Origin of the sequence: Dorea formicigenerans (genome assembly GCF_025150245.1) — a bacterium.
Lineage (GTDB): Bacteria > Bacillota > Clostridia > Lachnospirales > Lachnospiraceae > Dorea > Dorea formicigenerans.
In genome coordinates, this window is record NZ_CP102279.1 from 3,090,193 (window position 1) to 3,115,452 (window position 25,260).

Below are 25,260 nucleotides of genomic sequence, written 5' to 3' on the forward strand. Positions count from 1 at the left end.
GGGATGTAAATCAGAGAAAAGGCGGGAAAAGAAACAATCTCTCCCAAACCTGCAAACATGAATTAGCTGAAACAGTATTCAATTCTATTAGCTACAGCTAATGGTCAAACAGCAATGTCTGTTTGGAACTTTACTATCTATAAAAGTTCCAGGCAGGCATTTTTTATTTCCTGAATCCTGGAGGAAAGGAGTCAAGATGACTGAACCAAACAGACAATCAGAAGAAAACGAAGAAAGAATCATAGAAATTGAGATTGAGCGTCTTCGACCGTTCAAAGAGCATCCGTTTCAGGTGAAGGATGATAAGGAAATGTTTCTTCTGCAGGAAAGCATTGAAAAGTATGGAATATTAAATCCGCTGATCGTCAGACCGGTACCGGATGGATACTATGAGATCATATCCGGCCACAGAAGAAAACATGCTGCGGAGAAACTGGGATACCGTAAAGTACCGGTAATCATCCGGGTATTAAGTGAAGATGATTCCATCTTGAGCATGGTAGATTCCAATCTTCACAGAGAACGGATCAGCTACAGTGAAAAAGCTTTTGCTTACAAACTGAAGAATGACGTATTAAAAAGAAAAAGTGGTCGAAAAAAGAGCCAAGTTGACCACAAAACACCAAGAAAGCGGGCAATAGAAATCATCAGTGAAGATTGTGGTGATAGCCCAAAACAAGTGCAGCGTTATATCTCACTGACAAAACTGATACCGGAAATGTTGCAGAAACTGGATGATGAGATCATTTCTTTTTGTCCGGCTGTAGAGATAGCTGCATTAAGTGAAAAAGAACAAAGAGAACTGCTTGTAGCAATGGAGTATGCACAGGCAATCCCATCACTCTCACAGGCCCAGAGGATCCGGCAACTGAGTAAAGAAAAACAGTTGTCACTGGAAAAGATGGAAGAGATCATGTGTGAAGTGAAAAAGGGTGAGATCACAAGAGTGGCATTCACAAACGAGCAGTTGCACAAGTATTTTCCAAATTCTTATACACCGGCAATGATGAAACGGGAAATACTGGCACTGTTGAAATTATGGAAAAAAGAATCATGGGATAGTTAAAGGAGGAAGAAATCATGTGTAAAGTTATATCCGTAGTAAACCAGAAAGGTGGCGTCGGAAAGACCACCACAACCGTAAATGTAGGCATTGGACTGGCAAGAGAAGGTAAGAAAGTGTTGCTGATCGACGCGGATCCACAGGGAAGTTTAACCGCAAGTCTTGGATATGAGGAACCGGATGATCTTCGCATCACACTGGCAACGATTATGATGGATGTCATTAACGAAGAAGAAATCTCTCTGGAAGATGGTATCTTACATCACCAGGAAAATGTAGATCTACTTCCGGCAAATATTGAGCTTTCTGCCCTGGAAGTAACGATGGGAAATGTTATGAGCAGAGAAATGATCATGAAGGAATATATCGATGCGATAAGAGGCCGATACGATTATATCCTGATCGACTGTATGCCAAGTCTTGGTATGATGACAATCAATGCACTGGTCTCTTCCGATTCCGTGCTGATACCTGTACAGGCCGCATATCTGCCGGTGAAAGGACTTCAGCAGCTGATCAAGACCATTCTTACAGTAAAGAAAAGGCTGAACCGGAAACTGGCGATTGAGGGCATTCTGTTGACTATGGTTGATTTCAGAACCAATTACGCAAGGGACATTGCATCGAGAGTACATACAACATACGGAAGCCAGATAGAAGTATTTGAAAATGTGATTCCGATGTCTGTAAAAGCAGCTGAGACCAGTGCAGAGGGAAAAAGCATCTACATGCACTGCCCGAAAGGAAAAGTTGCCGAAGCATATAAGAACTTAACACAGGAGGTTTTGAAAAATGAAAAATAGAAGTGGCGAAAAGATTAAACTGGCAAGCATTGATGAACTGCTTGGTGTGGTAAATGAAGAATCTGCAATGGAGATAGAGATTAGTAAGATCCATCCGTTTAAAAATCATCCGTTCAAGGTGCTGGATGATGAAAAGATGCAGGATCTGGTTGAAAGTGTAAGGATCAATGGAGTACTGACACCGGTACTGCTTCGAATGGATGATAATGAAGAATATGAAATGGTATCCGGTCACAGAAGAATGCATGCAGCACAGCTTGCAGGACTTACAACTATTCCGGCAATCGTAAGAGAATTATCGGATGATGATGCCATTGTGGCTATGGTGGATGCTAACATTCAGCGAGAGGAATTGTTGCCGAGTGAGAAAGCATTTGCTTATAAGATGAAACTAGAGGCAATGAAAAGACAGGGAGTTAGAACAGATTTAACTTTGTCTCAAAATGAGACGAAGTTGAGATCTGATGAAGTCTTGAGCAAGCAAGTTGGGGAAAGTAGAGCTCAGGTTCAAAGATTTGTACGATTAACAGAACTTATTCCGGAACTTCTTGATCTGGTAGATAACAAGAAGCTTCAGTTTACGGTTGCTGTCAATATCTCCTACATCGATAAGGAAGTACAGGGATGGATCTACGAATATATCAGCGACACCGGATTCATCAAACCAAAACAGATTGCAGCACTCAGAAATCAGCTGAATGATGGACCAATCAATCAGATTCAGATGTTATCGATTTTCAATAACTGTGTGATGGCAAAGAAAGTATCCCGGTCTCTTACTTTCTCAGAAAAGAAACTGACAAAGTATTTTCCGGATGATTATACAGCCAAAGATATGGAGCAGGTGATTGAATCATTATTAGAAAAGTGGATGCAGGAACAGTCCTGTTAAGGAGAGAAAAAGCTAAGAAAACAATGTCAAAGAAGTTTAAAAAGAGGACTTCTTAGCAGAAAATGAAAGGAGGAAATTATGGAGAAAAAAATGACATTTAATTATTTTTACGGTACCGAAGCTGATCAGTTCAGCTTCTACCGCATACCAAAAGCATTATTTACAGACAGCTATTTTAAAGATTTATCAAGCGATGCTAAAATTTTATATGGACTGATGTTGGATCGAATGTCTCTTTCCATCAAAAATCAGTGGTTTGACGACAAAAACAGAGCATATATCTACTTTTCCATCGAAGATATCATGGAATTACTGAACTGTGGCAGAAATAAAGCCATCAAATCCATGAGAGAGCTGGATGACGAAACAGGAATTGGTCTGATTGAGAAACGCAGGCAGGGATTTGGAAAGGTGAATGTTATCTACGTAAAAACCTTTATGCCTGAGAAAACAGATGAGAAAAAATTTGGAGAGGAATTAGAGAAGTTTAAAAAACAAACTTCTGTGGAAAATGAAGAGCCTGCAGAAGTTTACAATTTAAACTTCATGAAGTCCCAAAATCAAACTTCTAGAAGTCCCGAAAACAAACTTCAAGAAGTTTACATTTCAAACCCTAATAATACTAATCTTAGTTATACTGAAATGAATGATAATAAATCTAATCCTATCATATCTGTGGATGAGAAAAGATTTGATAGCGATAACCGCTCTGAGGATTATCAGGCTTATGAAAACCTTGTCAAAGAGACCATTGATTATGAATCACTGGAAGTAACCCATCATGACGATATGCGACAGGTAGATGAAATCGTGAACCTGATCGTAGAAACTGTGATGTGTAAAAATGACAAGATATTGATTGCCAGCAACTGGTATCCGGCATCACTGGTGAAGAAAAAATTTCTGATGCTGACCTATTCACATATCGAGTATGTCTTACACTGTATGCGTGGTAACACCACCAAAGTGAAGAACATCAAGAAATATTTATTAGCATCCCTGTTTAATGCACCGTCTACGATGAACGGGTATTATCAGGCAGAGGTGAACCATGATATGCCAGGACTGGTAAGATAGGAGGTGCACATGTTTATTTTAAAACTTGCTGGGAAAATATTATTACTGCCGGTATGGCTGATCCTTTTTGTGATCGGACTGGCAGTAAAGATGACAGTACAGACTTATGCGGTTGTCAGAGGGATCCTTGGGTTTATATTCACTTTGTTGATTATAGCGACTGCATACTGTTACCATGACTGGGTACAGGTTGCATTTCTGTTTTCGCTGAGTGTAATTCTGTATCTGATCCTTTTTGCAGGAGTGTTCGTAGATACTGTACTGGACATGACAAGAGAACGCATTATTGATTTTATTATATCGTGAGGAGGATATGAAAATGAGCGAAAACAATGATTATATTCAGTTACCACCACTTAAAAAAGACACACCGTCCGATGTGGTAGCATTTATGTGGGAGTACATAAAAGTACCGGAGGATTCAAGAGAAAAAGTTAAGAATCTGCTTAAAGATGCAAATGAAAATGGCGTAAAATTAAGTCATCAGGCACCAACACTGTATGATGTTGTCCCAAAAGAAGAAATTACTGAATTTGAAGAGCTTATGCGCAAAACCATAGCTGACATTGTATCAGAAGCCAGTAGCATTGCCTGTTGGGTGTATGTGCAGAAATATGTGAAACAGAAAACTCTTGACGAAATGCTACAAGAATTGCCAGGAGCAGGCCAGTTTATCATTGTCATGGATACCTGGTTCGAAAGACTGATGGCGGAATAATGGATGCTATGATAGAATAAAGAAAACGATTTGAAGTGCAAATCGGAATTGACCGAGCTCTTAGAGCGAGGGATGCTTCTTGTCCGAAGGGCAAGAAGATGGAGGTTAGAAAGAGTTTAACAACTCGGAATTTAAAGGAGCGATAATCTATGAATAAAAACGAACAATGGCTAAAATGGGCAGTAGAATTACAAGCTATTGCTCAGGGTGGTTTGTTTTATGGAAAGGACAAATTTGATATAGAACGATATGAAAGAATCCGAGAAATTTCTGCTGAAATGATAAGCTATAAAACTGAAATATCTACAGAAAAAGTTCAAAATTTATTTTGCAGTGATGTAGGATATCAGACTCCTAAAATAGATACAAGGGCTGCGATTTTTAAAGACGGGAAAATATTATTGGTTCATGAAGCAAATGGTACTTGGTCATTACCGGGAGGTTGGTGTGATGTCGATATTTCCGTAGAGGAGAATACAATAAAGGAGGTCAAAGAGGAATCAGGACTTGATGTTACTGTAAAACGTGTGATTGCTGTTCAAGATAGGGAGAAACATAATCTTCCAATATATGCGTATAAAGTATGTAAGATTTTTATGCAATGTGAAGTGACGGGCGGTCAATTTAAAACGAATATTGAAACAACAGGTTTTGATTATTTTGGAATTGATGAGCTTCCAGAACTTGCAGAAGAAAAGAATAATAAAGAACAAATTGCGATGTGTTTTAATGCAATGCAATCAGAAAAATGGGAAGCTTTATTTGATTGACTTCCGGTTTTCTAAACTGACAACTTCAAGTTTACAGAACTGAATCAAAAGAGCTCGAAGGAGCTCTTTTTCCTTTTTTATAATAGTATCTGGGACTGTTGTTCCGTTGATAAGATTTTCAAGTTGTTGTGCGACTTCGGCTTGTTTGTTTGGATACAGACGACTATAAGTATTTAAGGTTTGAAAGAATTGTAGAGCAGATGAAACAGGCACAGGGGATCACGGAACAGTTAAAGGCAGAAAATCAGATGGAATGGGTAGCGAGAATGAACAATATGTAATCGTGTGCAAGGGAGATTGTGGATACAGAGATGGTTTATCAATAATGGAAATAAAATGAAGGAGAAAAGGCGGCAGTTTAGAAAGGCTGTTGCCTTTTAGGAATTGTTGTTTATTTGTTGTTTTTTATAAGATATACTATAAAGAAAAGATAGCATTATAGCCAGAGGTGGAATTTATGAACTATAAAATTTTAATGGTTGATGATGATAGAGAATTGCTAAAAATGTTGAATCAATACTTTACATTGAAGAATTATACAGTGATTATTGCAGAAAATGGCATAGAAGCAATGGAAAAGATAAGTGTAAATCCCGATATTATTTTATTGGATGTAAATATGCCGGGAATGGACGGAATTGAAGTGTGCAGAAGAATCAGAGATATGGTTTCCTGTCCGATTATTTTTTTGACTGCAAAAGTAGAAGAACAGGATCGAGTAATGGGATTGTTGTCTGGTGGCGATGATTATGTTTTAAAACCATTCAGTTTGAAAGAATTAGATGCCAGAATTATTGCCCATTTGAAACGTGAGGAACGTTTACATAGAAAAACAGAACAACGGTTTTATGGGGAATTAGTAATTGACTATGCCAGTAAATGCGTACATATTAAAGGAAATGCTTTAGGGCTTACTAAATTAGAATATGAGATTATAGAACTTTTATCCATGAACCCTGAAATGGTGTTTGATAAGGAACGTATTTATGAAAAGATTAGTGGATACGATGCAGAAGGAGATAGCCGAGTGGTGACAGAGTTAATTCGTAGAATTCGTAAAAAAATCAATCAATATACGGAGCATGAATATATTGAAACGATATGGGGGATGGGATATAAATGGACAAAATAAGAAATCTTTCGTTGAGAAAAACTATAGTTTTGTATATGATTGTTAGTTTGATAGTTAGTTTTTATCTTTCAGCATTGATTATGCGAATGGCAGCCACTATACAAGATGACATTTGGTGGAAATATGTAGATCAAGAAAAGTATTTTGAAATGGCAGAAGGTGAAGGTAGAAAGTATTTGACAGATGTTCCGAGACCGAATTCTTATGAAATGAAAAAATTTGATTATCATGTATCAGAGATATGCGATTTCCTTCAGACGTTTACAGTACTTATCGTGTCTGTGGTAGGCAATATCATAGCAGTGTTTCTTTTTTATAAGCATAAATTGAAAAATCCCATTGAAGAATTAGAACTGGCATCACAACAAGTTGGTCGAAATAATTTGGATTTTCATATTACCTATGAAAATAAAGATGAAATGGGAAGATTGTGCAGAGAATTTGAACGGATGAAGGAGCAGCTTGCAGAAAATAACCATCAATTATGGAAAATGATTGAGGAAGAAAAGGCTTTGCGAACAGCGATTGCACATGATATACGTTCTCCACTATCTGTGCTGGAGGGGTATCAGGAAATGCTTTCAGAATATCTCCCTAAGAAAGAGATAAATATGGAGCAAGCCCTAGATATGGTAAATGAAAGCAAAAAACAGATTGAACGTATGGATATATTTGTGGAAACAATGCGAAAGATGAGCAGTTTAGATGCAAGGGAGTTGGTGGCAGAAAAAATTACAAGTAAGCAGTTAGAAACAGACATACGTGCAGAGATGAATGTGTTTGAGAAAAAATTTGGAAAGCAATACGATTTAGAATGTTCGGAAACAGCAGAAAAATTTTCGGGAGATAAGGAAGTGATTTTAGAGGTTATAGAAAATCTTTTGTCAAATGCCTTTCGTTATGCCAAAACAAAAGTGGAAATGGAAGTTCTCCTTACTTATTCTGAATTACAAATCAGAGTAAAGGATGATGGAGTGGGATTTACAGTAGACAAACAAAAGGCAACAGAGCTTTTTTATCAGCAAAATGTGAAAGATAGTTTGAAACATTCAGGAATGGGTATGTATATCAGCAGATTGTATTGTGAAAAGCATGGCGGACAGTTACTTATAGAAAACGAAAAACAGAGTGGAGCTGTAATAACAGCAGTATTTCATCGGATTGCATAAGCAGTCCGATTTTTTTATACTGTTGTCTTTTTGTTGTGATTTATATTTTATGATGTCTATAACAAGGAAAGGAGACAAACGTATGATTGCTATTTTTAAAAGAGAGATTAAGAATTATCTAAAGCGACCGTTATTTTGGGTAGGTATTCTGCTTGTGATTTATGGTGTGTTTAATACGACAAGTCCATATTTAATGACACACTATTTAGGGCAAGGAGAGAAAATTGTCAATGATTATCCTGATACAGTTCGCTTAGGAGATGTTTATGAAGGATATATTCCTGCGAATCCTGAAAAACATCGAGAAATATGGAGTGGACAGATAAAACAAGCACTAATTGATGAATTAGAAATGTCTGATTTAGAGGCACAATCCGTAATGAGCGAACTTGTTGATATGGAGTTAGAAGAAGCATTCGTATATCTGGAGGAAAAATATGATTGGTATAGTGCAAGATATATGTACGAAGATAGTGCCTATTACAAAGGAACATCAGAAGAAATCAACGCATATCTGAACGAAAAAATGAAAAATAAGACGTTTTCTTTTTATTACTCAAGAAAATTTGCTGATTTTGCAGGGTTGTTTATGTGTTTTTTTGCAACAATTATGTTAGCGGTTCTGTTTTTACAGGATACGAAAAAGCATACTTATGAATTGCTTCACACGAAACCGATCACTGCCGGAAAGTATGTATTGGGAAAAGTAAGCGCAGGATTTGCAATTTGTTTGATTGCTCTGACTATTATAAATCTATTATTTTGGGCATTGTGTGTTATTTATACAAAAGACAGTGGGTTTGAAGTGCGGTTCTGGGATTTTATAGTTTCTACTGTACTTTATATACTTCCCAATATGCTGATGATTGTAAGTGTATATACATTGATTTCACTCCTATTTAAAAATCCACTTCCGGGAGTGCCGCTTCTGATTCTTTACATGGTATATTCCAATATGGGCGGAAGAAATGCGGAAGGAGTTTATGGATATTGGGGAAGACCTTTTGCGATTATGGTTCGATTCCCTGATCAGCTTTTCGATACGACACCGCCACCAATGGCATTTTTAAATCAGAGTCTACTTATTTTAGCATCTGTAGTGATTATTCTGATTTCAATACAGATTTGGAAGAGGAGGCGGATGTAAATGAAGAAGGAAATGAAGATTGTTCTGCCGTTTTATAAGATTGCTTATGCAGTATCTTTTGTTGTGATTTTAAGCTTGATACGTGGGGTTGTATTCACAAATGAAATAGGACTTTCCATTGAGGCACCTTTTGCTATATTGACTGCTGTTTTTTGTGCGGACACTTATGTGCAGGAAATTACAAGCAAGAGATCAGAAATCCATAGGCTGTATCCAATAAGAAAGAGAATTTGCTCCATCATGCAGCGAATAATGATACAGGAAGTTTTTTTATTACTGCTTGCTGTTTTAGGTTACGGATTGTTTTTTGTGTTTCAAAAACCGGTCACACATCCGGCAACAGAAAGTGAAATACTTCAGTTTATTGCCTATTTTTTAGCGATTGTAGTAACCATTTTCTTTTGGGGAATATTGGTCAATACATTGTCTATGCTTTTTCGCAATATGTGGATGGGGATTGGAAGCTGTCTTCTGATATGGGTAGCAACAAATTCCACGGGAGGAGATAAACTTTTTGGGGCATGGAATCTGTTTTCCTATGCTTTCAGAGATATAGAAAATACTGCTGATGTTACATGGCTGCAAGGGAAAGCTTTGTGTATTGGTATTGGATTGATTTTATTGGTAGTATTGCCGAAAATAGTTAGAAAGAGAGGGTAAGTTTATGAGTATTCATATTGAGGATTTAACAGTAAGATTTAAAAATGGTGTGACAGCAATCAATCATGCGAATTTAAATATACCGAATGGAATTTTTGGATTATTGGGAGAAAATGGAGCAGGAAAGACAACTTTGATGAGGGTTTTAACTACTGTACTTAAACCTACAAGTGGAACGGTCACATTGGACAGGATTTTATATAGTGAAGGAAACTATGAAAAAATCCAGAGAAAAATAGGGTATCTGCCACAGGAAATTGATCTTTACCCGAATTTGACAGTTCAGGAGTGTTTAGAGTATATGGGGGATTTGGCAGGTGTTCCAAAAGCGGAGTGCAAGAAACGAATAGAATATTATTTGAAAAAGACCAGTCTTGCAGAACACCGGAAAAAGAAAATGAAACAGTTGTCAGGCGGGATGAAACGACGGGTAGGATTAGTGCAGGCGCTTTTAAATGAACCGGAATTTTTGATTGTGGATGAGCCGACTACCGGTTTAGATCCAGAGGAACGTATTCGCATCCGCAATTTGTTAGTAGATTTTTCTGAAAACAGAACGGTTTTGTTTTCAACTCATGTGGTGGAAGATTTGGCTGCTACCTGTAACCAACTTGCAATTATGCACAAAGGTAGTTTCTTATATGCGGGTTCTATGAAGAATTTGACAGAAGAAGCACAGGGGAAAATCTGGATTTGCAAAGTACCTGATGAGAGAAAAGCAAGAGAAGTGGAACAGAAGTATCGTATTACATCAAAACAGTATGTTGAGGGGGGATTGCAGTTAAGAGTGATTTCTGAAATACAGCCAGAATTGGAGTGTATGTCAATTCCTGCAACGTTGGAAGATGCTTATATTTATGTGACGAATCAATACGAGTAGATAAAGCACCATCTGATGCTTTACTACCAGTTGCACGTTGTTCGCTTTGAATATTTGTGGAGAAAAAGTATGTATTATTTTGGCTTTCTATAAAACCTATAAACCAGCCATTTATATCCTGCCCGTTCACTCGTCCGGTTCCGGTTTTTCCATAAATTCTCCATTTTCAGAGGCGGTAAGATGGATGGAATTTTTGACGGCATGAATATTAGCAGGAGTAAAGTTGAAGTTGTTTCGATATAAATTTTTCAAAAGTTCAACTTGTTCTACTGGTGAAATCTTTAAGGATGACTGCATCCAGTAGGAAGAGAAATCTCCGGATATATTTTCATTGCCATATCCTATTTGCTGAAGGTATGAATTTATAGTGGAAGCTCCGAGCTGCTTGTCGATTGATTCAAAATACCAGTTTGTATATATATTTTAAAAGGTATATGATTAAGAAAAACGGCAGGAGGTATCTGAATGAAAGCACATAAATATTGGTCTATCAGTGCACTGATTACAATGCTTGGAACTTTTTATACAGGTTATAAGGGATCAAAAGAAGGCCATAAGTACTTTGCAGCAAGTACTTTGCTTTGCATGATTATGGCTATTTATACAGGACACAAGATGATTTCTGGTAAAAGTAGGAAGAAAAAAGAAGTTTCAGTAGAGAGTGTTGAAGATTAAAAAACAAAATATTTTAATAAATAACGCCGGTGCGGGATTTTTGATATCCAGTACTGGCGTTATTTATTCTACAGGGGCTTGGGGGTGTAGCCACCAAATATACTATTCGTTTTCTGCTTCAGCAAGTTTGTTAAGAATCCACTTCCGATTGATAACAATATCCTCATCATCTCGGAGATCTTTGAAATCAGTGCAGTGTGAAGAAGCAAATTCATACATATCGTCAATGTCAACTGCACCAGTGGTCTCACCCTTATTAATGATTACAAGAATATTTGTTCCGTCATCGTCGACAGCAAAGCGCAGTTCATCAAATTCTTCATCAGGATTATTTTCGAGAAGAGAATCTGTCGCAAGTAATTTAACAAGTTCCATTATCCTGTCATCTTTACCTGCATCAAAAATCTGTATCTTTTCAACGAGCTGATTTGGTGACGTTACGATTCGGGATAAATATTTTTCAGTACGAAAATCAAACAAAGCATTTTCACCATAAAACATTTCATATGTCTTTTCTACTTCTGATTCAGAAACCAGATAAATCATGATAAGATCTTCCATCTGGTGATAGAGTGTAGGATAGTTTAAACGAAAGGTCTCTCCACAGCTCGGGCAAGTATAAAGGAAAATAGATTTATTAAGTACCTTCTCTTTCATTTCAGGATCCAGTGCAGTATTAATACTGTCCCAGAGCTCAAAATCCCCCTCATGATGGCAGGAAGGACAAGTTACTTTTTCAATATGATGTCTTGACATAAATGTTCCTCCTTTCAGTGAGATAAATCTATAGTTTTCTTATTGTAGAATGCGCTTATCCTTTATTATTTTGCCAGGAAATTACTCTGAATCTCCATCGGCATATGATAAGCCTGGCCTCGTTTTGTCAGGCTGTATAGTTTAAAGCTCATGAGTTCCGGAGTTGCATTCAGAGAACTGCAGAGTCCGAAGTAATCCAGGTCTTCGTTCTGAACCATATCTTCGATCTCCTCATCATCAATCAGAAGATCGGCAGCAAACAGATTGGCCTGGTATTCTGTATTATCCGTCATATTGTAGAGTGTATCATCTTGCATCGGAGCCATTTTCAGCTGGGAACGATGCAGGATGATATGCCCTAATTCATGGGCGGCAACGATCATCTTTTCTTCTTCTGAAAGGAAACTGCTGATCATGACATAGATCGTCTTGCAGCTCATAAAACAATATCCTTTCAGTGTCTTATATCTGGAAGTTTCCCCGACAACAATGTTCATCTGATCCATGATCTCAAAGGGATCCCTGGTGCCATATTTCTTGATTAATTTCTTTGTTTCTGTATATATGTAAGTGTTTCTCAAATAAATCACCTCAAAAGTAAAAAATAAAAAGGGCAGAAATATCCTTGTAACTATAAGGTAACAGATTAGGTGTACAATAATCCCGCCTTCTATTATTTTTCCTCTTGGTTTTTCAGATATTTTTTCGGTGTAAATTTCTTTGCACGTCTTTTGGAATCCAGATAAAGGCTCTGGATCTCATCCATAAAAGCTATTTTATCTTCGTCTGTCAGTGATCCACCAGCAAACATAGCTGCAGCCTGTTCCAGGATCTGCTGAGCCTGTTTGGCACCACGGTTACCAAACTGTTCGGATGCTTCTGTGATAAAAGCTTCATCCTCACTCATGAGATAAGAAACGTCACACTGTAATGCATCTGCCAGTTTCTGATACAGAACATTTTGTTTTGGAAAACGTCCTTCTACTTCCCAGGATCGAATGGTCCTATATGAAACACCAACCATACTGGCCAGTTCCTGCTGACTCATCTTTTTTTCTTTTCTTAATGATCTTACTTTTTCACCGAATGTCATAAACATACCTCTTTCTAAGCCTTGTCTTATAAGTTTCATTAGCCGCCTCAAGGCAAAACGGGAAATGTGTCTCCTGAAAATTAAAAATTAATCTTGACAAAGGGAAATATCTCTCCTATAATGTGAATCACAGATAAGGGAAACATCTTTCCTATAAGATACACAATATTTCCTCTTTTGTCAATGGATATGTGAAATGAATTTCCTGTAATTCAATGAAAACAGGAAGGATAGACAATCATTGATAGTCAAAATGGGATACATGTTACAAAAAGAGGAAAGACGTATGGGAGGTGGCAATGTGAGTCAGGATCAGACTTCTATTATCTGTATTGATCTGAAGTCCTTTTATGCTTCTGTAGAATGCGTAGAACGTGGGCTGAATCCATTTAAAACAAACCTGGTGGTTGCAGATCCGACCAGATCAAAGTCAACAATCTGCCTGGCAATCACTCCGGCTATGAAGTCTCTTGGCATCAAGAACCGGTGCCGAATCCATGAGATACCGGATTGTGTGAAGTACATTACAGCCATGCCGAGGATGCAGTTGTACATGGATTATTCCGCAAAGATCTATGGAATCTATCTACGGTATGTCTCAAAAGAAGATATCCATGTGTACAGTGTTGATGAGTGTTTTATTGATGTGACAAACTATCTGCAGCTTTATCATCTCACTGCAAAAGAAATGGCGATAAAGCTTATGCAGGCAGTCATGGAGGAAACTGGCATCACTGCAACTGCAGGTGTGGGAACCAATCTGTATCTTGCTAAGATCGCAATGGATATCGTAGCAAAGCATGTGGATGACCATATTGGAATCCTGGATGAATTCTCTTACAGAGAGCAGCTATGGGATCATAAACCATTAAGTGACTTCTGGAGGATTGGATCCCGGACTGAAAAGAAACTGGCTGGTTACGGGATCCATACGATGGGCGATATCGCAATGGCTTCTTTAAGATCCGAAGACTGGCTGTATAAGATGTTTGGGATTGATGCAGAGCTGTTGATCGATCATGCATGGGGATATGAAACGTGCCGGATGAGTGACATCAAGAACTATCATTCGGAGGAACACAGCCTTTCAAATGGTCAGGTGCTGATGCGAAATTATTCTTTTGACGAAGCACTTGTGATCGTAAGGGAAATGACAGATAATCTGGTCCTGGATCTGTTTGAAAAAGGACTGGTAACAAGCTCTCTCACCTTATGGATCGCCTATGACCACAGGTATGAGCATGAGGCATCCAAAGGAACCGTAAAACTCGAAAGAGAAAGTAACAGTTCCAAAAAGATCATAGATGCAGTGGAAGATTTATATCTCAGGATTGCAGACAGATATACCGGAATCCGAAGAATCGAGGTGTGTGCGAACAGGGTTGCTCCTGAAAGTTATGTGCAGTACAGCCTGTTTGATGATCCCAAACAGACTGATAAAGAACGGCATTTACAGGAAGCAGTATTGAATGTAAAGCAGCGTTATGGAAAGAATGCGATCATGCGTGGATCCAATCTGCTGGAGTGTTCCACCTATAGAGAACGCAATGAACAGGTTGGAGGACACCGTGCTTAGAGGAGGTGCGAATAGTGCTGGCAAGTGCATATCAACCGTATTTATATTTACCAAGACCGGTTTCCAGGAGACATCCCATGGATGTAGGACGCAGGGCAAAACAGTTTGCTCCATTTGCGGCACTTCGTGGACTGGATGAAACGATCCGGCAACAGGAAATCATTTACGAACCAAAAAGAGATTTATCTGAGGAAAAGAAAAATGAGCTGGATATGAAATTAAGGATCCTGGTATATGGAATGAAGATACAGGCAACTTATTTTCAAAAGTCATGGAAGAATCCATTAATTGGTCAGTACCATACATTATCTGGAACCGTAGAATTTTTTGATCCATCAGTCCACTTACGGATTGATGATACCGAGATCCAGATCCAGGACATCTGTGATCTGACTGGTGATGTATTTGAAACTATTGAAATATCATGTTAATTAATCACAGCGGAATTTTTTATACCGGAAAGAGTGTGTGGTAGCTGGTGGAAGGATAAAAAAAGATGCACAGATCGACAAAGCAGATCTGATCAGAATAAAAATCGTGCTGTTCGTGCAGCTTTGGCACTTACGGAATGGATGGCATGATGCTCATAAGGCGGATTTGATTTCCCTTTGGTCCGTTGAGTAATAAATGGAGAAATATCTTATTGCTTAAAGGAGGAAGCCTATATGGGATCAGGTGCTATTAAATGGCATGTACACTGCTCTGTATGCGGAGCATTTATTGAAAAGAGCGCACAAAGCGATTCAGAAGTGGAGTGCAAAAAATGTCGCAGTACATTGGAGATATTTGTAAAGGATGATATGGTGTCGGTTCGTCCGATCCACATCAGAGATGAACAATTAAAGTCCAGGATGCGGACGTATTCCCGAAAGATGATGAATCAGGGATCATAACAGAATAGAATGAGCTGTCTTTAGTAAGCGTTGGATTTGGCAAGAACCATCAAGAACGCACCAGACAGCAAGAGTTTGTCAAGGAGCTGAACCTGACTGGAATCACTAAGAGCCCGGCAAAACATTTACGGATACACTGCAAGATCAGAAGTATTTTCTGGTTTTGGAGATTGTTGAAGTATTTGTTTTGTCGGGCTTTTTTGACGTATTTCGAAAAATTTTTAAATTTTTTGTCGTACCCCACTGTAAAACAGGCTCTCAGCATTTCGTTATATAGAGGTTGAATTCTTTTTTGCAAAAATAATTGTAAATAGAGATTTTGATAATATGACACAAAGGAGGAAGCAAAGATGACTGAAATCGAATACCAGGAATTTGTAAGGCGTTGTCCTTACGATGCTATGGGCGATTATTCCATGTTTCGCAAACAGCAAACAGAGAATAAATCAGAAGATGCACATAGCAACTGAATAAGCCAGGCAATCTGGCAAACTTAATCTAAACGCAGATACATGCGTTACAAAAGAGTCGCGGACTCCCGTTCAAAAAAAACGGGTGAGTTCGTGACCTCTTGTACTGCAGTTCTTTATTTCTGTGCAGGAATTTTATAAAAGATGGAATGGACCACCCGGAGCCGAAAGGCAGAAAGGTGGTCTTTATGTTGACATTAAAAGAACTGAAAAAAATCGTGAAAGTTGCTGATGTGGAGAAGAGAATCCCAAGCGTGAAATCCTTGAAGGAACACAAAGTTGTAGTAAAGGAAATGATCAATGCAGATACAACAATCTCTGTTTATGATCACGGATATGTACTTTATACAGCAGGAAATCAATCAACCGTATTTCCACTTCATAGTTGTGATGACTATGAATATGTGAGTGTAACTGGCGATAACAAGGAATTCAATAAAGAGTTCTTTGATAATGAAAACTGGTATATCCGTCTGCTGATAGAGGCTGAAGACCGTATGGCATACAGCCAGAGCAAAATCAGCACCAATCATGGTGTATTTTCTAACAGCGATGTTACAGATGATGCGGAGATTATGAGAGGATCTTCAAAAGATTTTGTTGACGATGTTATCGACAGAGAAATTCTGCATGCGCTGATCAAGGAATTGACAGAGAGGCAAAAGATGGTACTCAATCTGGTTTATTTCGAGGAAATGCGTCAGCAGGATGTTGCAGATTATCTGGGAATCAAACAGCAGAGTGTAAATGACCTCCTGAACAGGGCATTAAAAACGATGAAAAAAAAGGCGGAAAACGAAGAATTTTAAAAAAATTTCAAAAAATTGAATTAGACCACTGTAAAACAGGCTCTGAGCGTTTCGTTATATGAAGGGTTTGCATAGAACACCTTCATGTACCTTGAAAAATGAATAGCCTGCCCGGAGTGATATTTGGTTTGAACATGCATAGAGCGAAAAGCTGCGTGTCTGCCAGAAGAAAACGTATCAGAGATGGAAACTGATATAGGAACGGATCCGGGAAAGAAAACAGGAAAACGCTTAAATCTTAAATCAAAATAAAATGTCTGAATCTAAAAAGAGGATGACAGTAGAAATCATGTGGCGGTATTTGTGACAAACAGGTACCGCCATATATTTGTGCTGTTATCTCAGCTTGTGCTGACTGTCCCAAATAGCGCAAATTTCAGGAAAGGAGGCGATCATCTTCGTATAAAAGATAATATGCAGAAACTAACAGATAACCATACACAAAAGAATCAGAAAGGAAGGATTTAAGAGAATGAACGTGAAAAAGAAAGCACGCAGGGTGATGTCCGGTTTACTGACTGCAGTAACGGTTCTATCGACGGTACTCTCTCCCGCTGTTGCCTATGCTTCTGATGATGCCGGATCTGTAAAAAAGATTCCGTATTATGAGGAGATCAAGGATCAGTTGGATGAAGATGAAGTGGTAACTGCAAAGGATTATGAGATCAAGGTTGGAGACAATTTCGATGTAAAGAGTGATTATACCGGTCTTACGATCCAGGATGACAGCAAAGTAAAAGTTACATTTCAGGAAGCAAAAGATACGGACGGGAATGATTTTTCTACCGATTATGCCAATTCCTATAAGGCAGTCTATTATGTAGAACCACAGACAACGGATCACCCAACCTACCAGATCAATCGAAAGATCGTGGTAAAAGAAGCGGATCAACAGAAAGATTCGCAGTCAGAAAGTTCTTCTGATCAGGATGCTGGTTCTTCCGATAAGACAGAAACAGAGGATTCGGAGGCTGACTCGTCTACAGAGGAAACTGATGCTGCTGACACGGAGAGCAAAACAGAACTGACAGAAAAAGAATTTGATGCAGAAATCGAAGCAACGGAGGATCAGGAGACCGTTGATCCGGAAACAGGGATCACACTCTCAGAGGTTATGCAGGAAGCTGTTGACCAGGAAGTTGCTCTTGCAGATCTTGAAGCAGGCGAAAGTATTACTTTTGATATGCCAATGATGCTTGCTTCCGGTGAAACAGGAACAAAATCAGTCACAGTTACAGCCGGCTCCTGGTACTATTACGCAGACTATGGATTAGGTTCTTATCTGACTTGTCCATATTATGTGAAATGGGGAAGCATCAATGCGACAGCATACTGTGTTGAACCATCGAAAAAAGGACCGGGAAATGGAACTTATACGATCCAGAAACTTGCCGATGGAAAGACACTTGCAAAGGTCTGCTATTACGGAACAAAAGCAAGTGATGAGAATGGTTTCTTCGATGAGAAACATCCGGATTTTCCGGCAGGAAAGAGATTCATCATTACCCATCTTGCAGCAGCTTATGCAAATGGATCCAGTGACTGGGCATCCGGAACTAATGCAACAGGAAAGAACCTGGCAATGGAGCTTTACAATTATTGTGTAAATATGCCGGACATTCCGTCTGTAGATATGAGCTTTTCCGAATCTAATGTAAAGGCTTATGTGGAAGGAAACAGCCAGCGAACAAGTGTGATCACATTCAAAGCGGATAAACTGCAGACGGTTACTTTCAAGCTGCCGAAAGGTGTAAAACTTGTAAATGTGACAACCGGAAAAACAAGTGCTGCAGGGGCTAATGTGGAGATTTCCGGTGGTACAAAGTTCTATCTGACAGCACCACTTAATCAGGCAGAAAATGTCAGTGCTACTTTCTCTTCTAAGATGAAAGGAAGTATTGATAAGGAATATTCAGCCTATAAGATCACAACAGGATCTGGGACACAGGACCTGGCTCTTGTTTTCGGTGAAGGTGTCGGAAATGAGAAATATGTGGATTTTAAAGTAACCTGGACAAAAGAATGCAAAGTATCCATTGTAAAGAAAGATCAGGATACAGGAAATGCACTGGCTGGTGCAGTGTACGGGATCTATTCCGATGCTGCATGTACAAAGCTGATCACAGAGATGCCTGCAACTGATCAGAATGGTGCTTCACAGCTCACAATGGAAAAGACACAGGAAGTTGTTTATCTGAAAGAAATCTCTGTTCCAACAGGGTATCAGATCGATACAAAGTCTTATAATGTGACTCTTGCTATCGGAAAGACAACAACCAAAAATGCAACGGATAAGCGAACAAATGCAAAGCTCAACATTGCAAAACAGGATACTGAGACAGGCAATGAAGCCCAGGGTGATGCAACACTGGAAGGTGCGGTATATGGTCTTTATGCAAGGGAAGATATTGTTCATCCGGATGGAAGAACCGGAACAATCCATAAGAAAGACAGCCTGATCACATCCCTGACAACGGATAAGAATGGCGAAGCCTCTGTATCGGATCTGTATCTTGGAAAGTATTATCTGAAAGAACTTAGTGCTCCAGTGGGATATGTACTGGATCCGACAGAACATGATGTGGACTGTACTTACGAAGGTGCTACTGTTCCGACAGTAGAAAGAACTTCTGTATGTAAAGAAACTGTCATCAAACAGCCATTTCAGATCATCAAGGCAGCAAACAACGGAAAGACCGATGCAGATCTTCTGCAGGGAGTTGGTTTTTCAGCATGGCTTGTCAGTGATCTGAAAGTAAAAGCAGATGGAAGTTATGATTTTGATTCGGCAAGACCAGTCGTACTGACTGCAGATGGTCAGACAGAAATGTTTACCGATGAAAAAGGATATGCAAGATCGATTCCGCTTCCATATGGAACTTATGTGGTAAGAGAAACCACAAGCAAACACAACTATGCACCGGTTGATGATTTTGTAGTGAAGATCACAGAGAATCATCCGGATACACCGCAGACATGGCGAGTGCTTTTGGATAAGGAATTCAAAGCAAAATTAAAGATCATCAAAAAGGATGCAGAAACACAGAAATCTGTACTCCTGGCCAATACTGAGTTCAAGGTATACGACCTGGATAATCAGAAATATGTGGAACAGACAACATCCTATCCGAAGCCAACGGTACACAAATCCTATTTCACAAATGAGGAAGGATACCTGGTACTGCCAAAGAATCTGAAACCTGGTAACTACCGGATTGAGGAAGTGACGGCACCCGATGGGTACACAATATCCAAAAACTATGTGACAGTTGCAGTTGATACAGATACTGCTTATCTGACCGATCCTGTCACAGGAGATGCAGTCATTGATGTGGAATATACCAATGCCCCGGTCAAAGGTCAGTTAAAGATCTATAAACAGGGTGAAGTGTTAAAGGGATTTGATAAGGACTTCCAGTATGAAATGGCTGGACTTGCAGGTGCTGAATTTGAAGTTTATGCGGCAGAAGATATTTATACTGCCGATCATCAGGTAGATGCAGATGGACAGAGAACTCTGTATTTTGCAAAGGATGCACTGGTAGCAACCGTCACAACGGATGCAGATGGTTATGCAACCGTAAAGAATCTTCCACTTGGCAGGTACTATGTTAAAGAGAAGAATGCACCGGACACTTATGTGTTAAATACCGTGCCGGAAAATGTCGAATTTGCTTATGCGGATCAGGATACTGCAGTGATCGAGAAAGAAATCTCTGTCACAGATGAACGACAGAAAGTGTCGATTACTGTCGAAAAACAGGATGCTGAGACAGGCAATACAGTAGCCGGAGCAGTGTTCGGTATTTACAATGCAAAAGACATTCAGACGAAAGATGGAAAAGTGATCGTCAAAGCAGATACTCTTTTACAGGAAATGACTTCTGATGAAAAAGGTCAGGCAGCATATACGCTGGATCTTCCACTTGGAAGCTATTATGTAAAAGAATTGAAAGCACCGGATGGATTCATATCTTCTGATGAAATACTGAGATTTGATGCTTCTTATCAGGGTCAGGATGTACAGACGGTAACATTAAAATCCGTAAAGAAGAACCAGCCAACAACTGTTGAGATCATAAAATCAGATGCAACAACCGGTGTAGAATTGGATGGAGCTTATCTGAAAGTAACGGATAAAGATGGAAATGTGGTGGACAGCTGGACATCTTCCAAAGATGCACCGCATGTGATCAAATATCTGAAAGTGGGTGAGACTTATACCCTCCATGAAGAATTTGCACCGCATGGTTATCTGGTAGCCAATGATGTGACATTCACAGTTAAAGATACCGGAGAGGTTCAGAAAGTGGAAATGAAGGACGAGGTACCGGTTGGTGAACTGATCATCAACAAAAAGGGAGAATTCCTGGATTCTGTTACACTGGCCGATAAGGTCAAAGGTGTGGTGGAGCATATTTTCAACTATGTAACCGGAAAGCTGACAGATGTTACTTTTGAAGTATATGCTGAGGAAGATATTAAGGCTGCCGATGGCGTCAGTGACGATTACTATAAAAAGGATGAACTGATTGCAACAATAAAGACAGATGAAACTGGTATTGCAAAACTGGAAAATCTTCCACTTGGTAAATACTATGTGAAAGAAACAGGAACTGCTTACGGTCATGTACTGGATGGTGAGATCCGTCATGTAGATCTGACTTACGTGGATCAGAATACACCAGTTGTAGTCTATGACAAAGACTGGCAGAACAACCGCCAGAGAGTAGAAGTCAGTGTACTTAAGAAAGAAAAAGATTCTGACCGTACATTGGAAGGCGCTATCTTTGGATTATTTGCCAAAGAAGACATTAAGTCTGAGACAACAGGTAAAGTCCTGATTGAAGCCGATGAGATCATTGAACTGAAATCTACGGATGAAGAAGGAAAGATCACATTTGTTGCAGATCTTCCAATAGGAGCAACTTACTATGTAAAAGAGCTCTATGCACCGGACGGATTCGTAACCAACGATGAAGGAAAAGAATTTACGTTTGAGTATGCAGGTGAGGATCAGCCGACTGTAACCTATGATTTTACCTTTGAGAATCAGCCAACCGTTGTAGAATTTACCAAATCCAGTCTGACAACCGGAAAAGAACTTCCAGGATGTAAGCTGAAAGTGGTAGATGCCGATGGAAATATCGTGGATGAATGGACTTCCGGTAAAGAAGCACATGTGATCCGTGAGCTGACTGTCGGAAAAGAATACGCACTGGTTGAAACAAAACCGGCCGATGGTTATGTGACAGCTGAAAGCGTGAAGTTCACCATCAAAGATACTGCCGATGTGCAGAAAGTTGAGATGAAGGATGATGTGACGAAGGTGAAAATCTCCAAACAGGATATCGCCGGAAAAGAACTTCCGGGAGCAAAACTCACGATCCTTGATCAGGATGGAAAAGTTGTCGAAAGCTGGACCAGTACAGAGAAAGCACATTACATCGAAATGCTTCCAATCGGAAAATACACTCTCCGTGAAGAAACAGCACCGGATGGCTATCTGGTTGCAAAAGATGTGGAATTCGAAGTAAAGGATACTAGTGAAGTACAGCATGTAACCATGGTAGATGAGGAAAAACCGGCAGAAAAGACACCGGAAGGTGGAAAACCTGTCAGTGATTCACCAAAGACTGGGGATAACACCAATCTGTGGCTGTGGTTTATGCTTCTCGGCATTGGTGCGACTGGTACAGGAGCCCTTGCATTTATGAGAAAAAAGAAACACTAATCAAATAAGAATGAGCGTTCATGGAAACCGAAAGGAATCTGTGGACGCTTTTTTAGATGGGAGAAACCATGAGAAATATCATTATTTTTGTTGCTCTTCTGGGAGCAGCGGCAATATTTACAGTTTTGTATTGTCTCATTGCTGCCGGAAGTCAGGCAGAGAAAAAACTGACAGAAATCATGAGAAAAGAGGAAGAACAGAATGAAGACTAATAAAGATCTGATCATAGAACCAAATGCAGCTATTGAGGGAAGAAAGTACAGCGAAGAAAAGCCATGGTCCTGCAAGTACTGTTACTGGTGGGGAGGCAAAAAGAAAGGCTGTAACTTGAAGCAGTGCCATTATCTGCTTCCTGAAAAGAAAAAAGTGGTAAAAACAACACCATGTGGTGGCTGTCCGTATGGAAAACATGTTCCATGCATCGGATATTGTATTGCCCGTCTTTATTCTGAGATGAAAGGAAAGAAAGGACGTGGGTAATTGCAGGAAGAAGTAAATCAGAAAGTGATCAGCCTGAGCATCCAGGGAGTCAAGATCACTGCCAGTGTGCTAAAAGCAGCCCTTCGGAAGTTCCTGGAAATGGACAACCGTAGGAAACAGAAAGCAACGCGGGTGAAAATGGCTGAAAAGACCGGACGGGCCCAGGAGAAAGGAAGGGAAAAAGCCCGAAAAAAGATTGAAAAGAAAAAGCCACATGGAAAGCAGACCATCAAGCAGCTGAATGCACAGGGAGTACAGCTTTCCAACATAAAGATCACAGATGAAAATATCAAATCCTTTGACCGTGTGGCAAGAAAGTACGGGATTGATTACAGCCTGAAAAAAGAAGTCGGTGCGGATCCACCAAAATATCTGGTCTTCTTTAAGGCTAAAGATGTGGATGTGATGACAGCGGCTTTCCGGGAATATGCCGGAGTAGAACTGAAAAAGAAACAGGTGAAGAAACCATCTGTCAGAAAGAAACTGCAGAAATCTGTAGAAAGAAAAGCAAAGCACCGCCAGCGTGTGAAGCAGAGACAAAAATCCAGAGGTCAGGAACGATGATCCGGGAAAAATTACAGAAGATCCAGATCAAACGGCTGGTGATCTTAAATCTCCCATATTTCTTTATCTTCTATGTAGCAGATAAAGGATCCTGGCTGTACCGGCATTGCCTGGGAGAAAGCATGGTCCAGAGACTTGGCGTGATGTTAGTCAATTTTCGACTGGCATTTTTAAGCTGGCTGCCAAGTATCGCTTTGCAGGACCTTACAGTAGGTGTTCTGGTTGCAAGTGCATTAAAGCTGGTGGTCTACTATCGTTCTAAAAACGCAAAGAAGTTCCGGCAGGGTGTGGAGTATGGATCTGCAAGATGGGGAAATAGAAAAGATATCGAACCCTTCATGGATCCGGTTTTTGAAAACAATGTCATCCTCACAGAAACGGAACGTCTGACCATGAACAGCCGCCCAAAAGCCCCAAAGTATGCCAGAAATAAGAATGTGATCGTCATCGGTGGTTCCGGATCCGGTAAGACAAGATTCTATGTAAAACCCAACCTTATGCAGATGACGGACCACGTGTCCTATGTGGTCACCGATCCAAAAGGAACGATCATCGTTGAATGCGGGAAGATGCTGGTAAATGGAGGATACCGGATCAAGGTATTGAATACGATCAATTTTAAAAAGTCCATGCATTACAATCCGTTCCATTATATCCGGAGTGAAAAAGACATCTTAAAGCTGGTCAATACCATTATCGCAAATACCAAGGGTGAGGGCGAAAAATCAACGGAAGATTTCTGGGTCAAGGCCGAACGTCTTTTGTATTCTGCACTGATCGGATACATCTGGTATGAGGCACCAGAGGAAGAACAGAACTTTTCTACTTTGCTGGAATTTATCAATGCCAGTGAGACCAGAGAGGATGATGAAGAATTTAAAAATGCAGTGGATGAATTGTTTGAAGAACTGGAAGCAGAAAATCCGGAACACTTTGCAGTAAGGCAATATCGCAAGTACAAGCTTGCTGCCGGCAAAACTGCAAAATCGATTTTGATTTCCTGTGGTGCCAGACTTGCACCATTTGATATTCAGGAACTAAGAGAAATCATGTCCTATGACGAGATGGAACTGGATATGATCGGCGATCAGCGAACAGCCATGTTTGTCATCATCAGTGATACAGATGACACATTCAACTTTGTGGTAGCAATCATGTACACCCAGCTCTTTAACCTGCTTTGTGATAAAGCGGATGATGAGCATGGAGGCAGGCTTCCCTATCATGTACGACTGCTTCTTGATGAGTTCAGCAATATCGGACAGATCCCAAAATTCGACAAATTGATTGCTACGATCCGAAGCAGGGAAATCTCCGCTTCTATCATTCTGCAGTCACAATCTCAGCTGAAAACAATCTATAAGGATGCGGCTGAGACGATCACGGGTAACTGTGACACCGTTCTTTTCCTGGGTGGAAAGGAAAGTTCCACACTGAAAGAAATATCAGAAACCCTGGGAAAGGAAACCATAGATCTTTACAACACATCAGACACCAGAGGCAGCAACCGGTCCTATGGGCTGAATTATCAAAAGACTGGAAAAGAACTGATGAGTAGAGATGAGCTGGCGGTCATGGATGGAGAAAAATGTATCTTACAGCTTCGTGGAGTCCGGCCGTTTTTAAGCAACAAATATGACATCACAAAGCATAAACGGTACAAGGAACTTGCCGATTATGATAAGAAAAATGCTTTTGATGTTGAAAAATATCTGAATCATAATCTGACATTTTCAAAAGATACAGAGTTTGAGATGTTTCGGATTGATGTAACAGAGGATGAAATAAGACAAATTGAAATCATTAATTAAGAAAATTTCTATGTTACCAAAGTGGAAACATAGGAAAACCATGCTGGTTCTTTCTTTTTTAATGGTATCATTATATGATATGAATGAA

26 protein-coding genes and 2 pseudogenes are annotated in these 25,260 nt (G+C 39.6%); 23 read left to right on the forward strand and 5 right to left on the reverse strand.

The genetic code is table 11. The features are described from left to right. Nucleotides 1-100: 100 nt before the first annotated feature. The 13 genes and pseudogenes from NQ560_RS15050 (at nucleotide 101) to NQ560_RS15110 (ending at nucleotide 10,311) form a co-directional block, all read left to right on the forward strand. Nucleotides 101-1,066, forward strand: a complete 966-nt coding sequence (locus tag NQ560_RS15050) for a ParB/RepB/Spo0J family partition protein (protein ID WP_005334872.1) — start codon at nucleotides 101-103, stop codon at nucleotides 1,064-1,066. Nucleotides 1,067-1,080: 14 nt separating this feature from the next. Then, nucleotides 1,081-1,866: a ParA family protein gene (locus tag NQ560_RS15055; protein ID WP_005334870.1), complete on the forward strand. Its 786-nt coding sequence runs from the start codon at nucleotides 1,081-1,083 to the stop codon at nucleotides 1,864-1,866. Continuing rightward, nucleotides 1,856-2,758 carry a ParB/RepB/Spo0J family partition protein gene (locus NQ560_RS15060; protein WP_005334867.1) on the forward strand — a complete coding sequence of 301 codons (903 nt, stop codon included), beginning with the start codon at nucleotides 1,856-1,858 and terminating at the stop codon, nucleotides 2,756-2,758. Before NQ560_RS15055 ends, NQ560_RS15060 begins: the two co-directional genes overlap by 11 nt. A gap of 78 nt (nucleotides 2,759-2,836) precedes the next feature. After that, nucleotides 2,837-3,835: a DUF6017 domain-containing protein gene (locus NQ560_RS15065; RefSeq protein ID WP_005334866.1), complete on the forward strand. Its 999-nt coding sequence runs from the start codon at nucleotides 2,837-2,839 to the stop codon at nucleotides 3,833-3,835. A gap of 9 nt (nucleotides 3,836-3,844) precedes the next feature. After that, nucleotides 3,845-4,141, forward strand: coding sequence for a hypothetical protein (locus NQ560_RS15070; RefSeq protein ID WP_005334864.1), 297 nt, complete (start codon nucleotides 3,845-3,847; stop codon nucleotides 4,139-4,141). Nucleotides 4,142-4,148: 7 nt separating this feature from the next. Further along, nucleotides 4,149-4,553 carry a hypothetical protein gene (locus NQ560_RS15075; RefSeq protein WP_005334861.1) on the forward strand — a complete coding sequence of 135 codons (405 nt, stop codon included), beginning with the start codon at nucleotides 4,149-4,151 and terminating at the stop codon, nucleotides 4,551-4,553. Nucleotides 4,554-4,702: 149 nt separating this feature from the next. Then, nucleotides 4,703-5,323: an NUDIX hydrolase N-terminal domain-containing protein gene (locus NQ560_RS15080; protein WP_005334860.1), complete on the forward strand. Its 621-nt coding sequence runs from the start codon at nucleotides 4,703-4,705 to the stop codon at nucleotides 5,321-5,323. A 173-nt stretch (nucleotides 5,324-5,496) separates the two neighbouring features. Next, a pseudogene (locus tag NQ560_RS15085) lies at nucleotides 5,497-5,604 on the forward strand (TnpV protein); the annotation flags it as partial. A 176-nt stretch (nucleotides 5,605-5,780) separates the two neighbouring features. Next, nucleotides 5,781-6,455, forward strand: a complete 675-nt coding sequence (locus NQ560_RS15090) for a response regulator transcription factor (RefSeq protein ID WP_005334858.1) — start codon at nucleotides 5,781-5,783, stop codon at nucleotides 6,453-6,455. After that, nucleotides 6,443-7,624, forward strand: coding sequence for a HAMP domain-containing sensor histidine kinase (locus tag NQ560_RS15095; RefSeq protein ID WP_005334857.1), 1,182 nt, complete (start codon nucleotides 6,443-6,445; stop codon nucleotides 7,622-7,624). Before NQ560_RS15090 ends, NQ560_RS15095 begins: the two co-directional genes overlap by 13 nt. An 82-nt stretch (nucleotides 7,625-7,706) precedes the next feature. Next, the gene (locus tag NQ560_RS15100; RefSeq protein ID WP_040015615.1) at nucleotides 7,707-8,771 is read left to right on the forward strand and encodes an ABC transporter permease; all 1,065 of its coding nucleotides are present in this window, start codon (nucleotides 7,707-7,709) and stop codon (nucleotides 8,769-8,771) included. Nucleotides 8,772-8,783: 12 nt separating this feature from the next. After that, a complete protein-coding gene (locus NQ560_RS15105; RefSeq protein WP_259816069.1) occupies nucleotides 8,784-9,431 on the forward strand; it encodes a hypothetical protein in 648 nt (215 codons plus the stop codon). A 4-nt stretch (nucleotides 9,432-9,435) separates the two neighbouring features. After that, nucleotides 9,436-10,311 (forward strand): ABC transporter ATP-binding protein, encoded by an 876-nt coding sequence (locus NQ560_RS15110; protein ID WP_005334851.1) that lies wholly within the window; start codon nucleotides 9,436-9,438, stop codon nucleotides 10,309-10,311. Between the two features lie 73 nt (nucleotides 10,312-10,384). Here the strand turns inward: NQ560_RS15110 and NQ560_RS15910 are convergent. Both NQ560_RS15910 and NQ560_RS15820 read right to left on the reverse strand, forming a co-directional pair. Further along, nucleotides 10,385-10,441 (reverse strand): annotated as a pseudogene (locus tag NQ560_RS15910) (hypothetical protein); the annotation flags it as partial. Next, nucleotides 10,438-10,731, reverse strand: a complete 294-nt coding sequence (locus NQ560_RS15820) for a penicillin-binding transpeptidase domain-containing protein (protein WP_081019506.1) — start codon at nucleotides 10,729-10,731, stop codon at nucleotides 10,438-10,440. The pseudogene NQ560_RS15910 and the gene NQ560_RS15820, both read right to left, overlap by 4 nt. A gap of 45 nt (nucleotides 10,732-10,776) precedes the next feature. Here NQ560_RS15820 and NQ560_RS15120 point away from each other — a divergent pair, with 45 nt between their 5' ends. Beyond that, entirely contained in the window at nucleotides 10,777-10,986 is a 210-nt protein-coding gene (locus NQ560_RS15120) for a DUF6219 family protein (protein ID WP_005334849.1), read from the forward strand. A 102-nt stretch (nucleotides 10,987-11,088) separates the two neighbouring features. Here the strand turns inward: NQ560_RS15120 and NQ560_RS15125 are convergent, their stop codons facing one another. The 3 genes from NQ560_RS15125 to NQ560_RS15135 form a co-directional block, all read right to left on the reverse strand. Then, complete coding sequence (locus NQ560_RS15125) at nucleotides 11,089-11,742, reverse strand: CpXC domain-containing protein (protein ID WP_005334848.1); 654 nt, start codon at nucleotides 11,740-11,742, stop codon at nucleotides 11,089-11,091. A gap of 65 nt (nucleotides 11,743-11,807) precedes the next feature. Further along, nucleotides 11,808-12,323, reverse strand: a complete 516-nt coding sequence (locus NQ560_RS15130; RefSeq protein ID WP_225876977.1) for an ImmA/IrrE family metallo-endopeptidase — start codon at nucleotides 12,321-12,323, stop codon at nucleotides 11,808-11,810. Nucleotides 12,324-12,415: 92 nt separating this feature from the next. Then, entirely contained in the window at nucleotides 12,416-12,874 is a 459-nt protein-coding gene (locus NQ560_RS15135; protein ID WP_005334845.1) for a helix-turn-helix domain-containing protein, read from the reverse strand. Nucleotides 12,875-13,121: 247 nt separating this feature from the next. Here NQ560_RS15135 and NQ560_RS15140 point away from each other — a divergent pair, with 247 nt between their 5' ends. From NQ560_RS15140 to NQ560_RS15180, 9 genes are all read left to right on the forward strand, one after another. Then, nucleotides 13,122-14,411 (forward strand): Y-family DNA polymerase, encoded by a 1,290-nt coding sequence (locus NQ560_RS15140; RefSeq protein ID WP_330421539.1) that lies wholly within the window; start codon nucleotides 13,122-13,124, stop codon nucleotides 14,409-14,411. A gap of 77 nt (nucleotides 14,412-14,488) precedes the next feature. Then, nucleotides 14,489-14,842: a hypothetical protein gene (locus NQ560_RS15145; protein WP_005334842.1), complete on the forward strand. Its 354-nt coding sequence runs from the start codon at nucleotides 14,489-14,491 to the stop codon at nucleotides 14,840-14,842. Nucleotides 14,843-15,076: 234 nt separating this feature from the next. Further along, nucleotides 15,077-15,304: a hypothetical protein gene (locus tag NQ560_RS15150; RefSeq protein WP_005334838.1), complete on the forward strand. Its 228-nt coding sequence runs from the start codon at nucleotides 15,077-15,079 to the stop codon at nucleotides 15,302-15,304. Nucleotides 15,305-15,923: 619 nt separating this feature from the next. Then, nucleotides 15,924-16,583, forward strand: coding sequence for a sigma-70 family RNA polymerase sigma factor (locus tag NQ560_RS15155; RefSeq protein WP_005334835.1), 660 nt, complete (start codon nucleotides 15,924-15,926; stop codon nucleotides 16,581-16,583). Between the two features lie 472 nt (nucleotides 16,584-17,055). Further along, complete coding sequence (locus NQ560_RS15160; protein ID WP_005334831.1) at nucleotides 17,056-22,317, forward strand: SpaA isopeptide-forming pilin-related protein; 5,262 nt, start codon at nucleotides 17,056-17,058, stop codon at nucleotides 22,315-22,317. 68 nt (nucleotides 22,318-22,385) lie between these two features. After that, complete coding sequence (locus tag NQ560_RS15165; RefSeq protein ID WP_164492145.1) at nucleotides 22,386-22,529, forward strand: hypothetical protein; 144 nt, start codon at nucleotides 22,386-22,388, stop codon at nucleotides 22,527-22,529. After that, nucleotides 22,519-22,797, forward strand: coding sequence for a hypothetical protein (locus NQ560_RS15170; RefSeq protein ID WP_005334827.1), 279 nt, complete (start codon nucleotides 22,519-22,521; stop codon nucleotides 22,795-22,797). The genes NQ560_RS15165 and NQ560_RS15170 overlap by 11 nt, the downstream gene beginning before the upstream one ends. After that, a complete protein-coding gene (locus tag NQ560_RS15175; protein WP_005334825.1) occupies nucleotides 22,798-23,361 on the forward strand; it encodes a PcfB family protein in 564 nt (187 codons plus the stop codon). Continuing rightward, entirely contained in the window at nucleotides 23,358-25,172 is a 1,815-nt protein-coding gene (locus NQ560_RS15180) for a VirD4-like conjugal transfer protein, CD1115 family (protein ID WP_005334823.1), read from the forward strand. Before NQ560_RS15175 ends, NQ560_RS15180 begins: the two co-directional genes overlap by 4 nt. The last annotated feature ends 88 nt before the right edge of the window (nucleotides 25,173-25,260 follow it).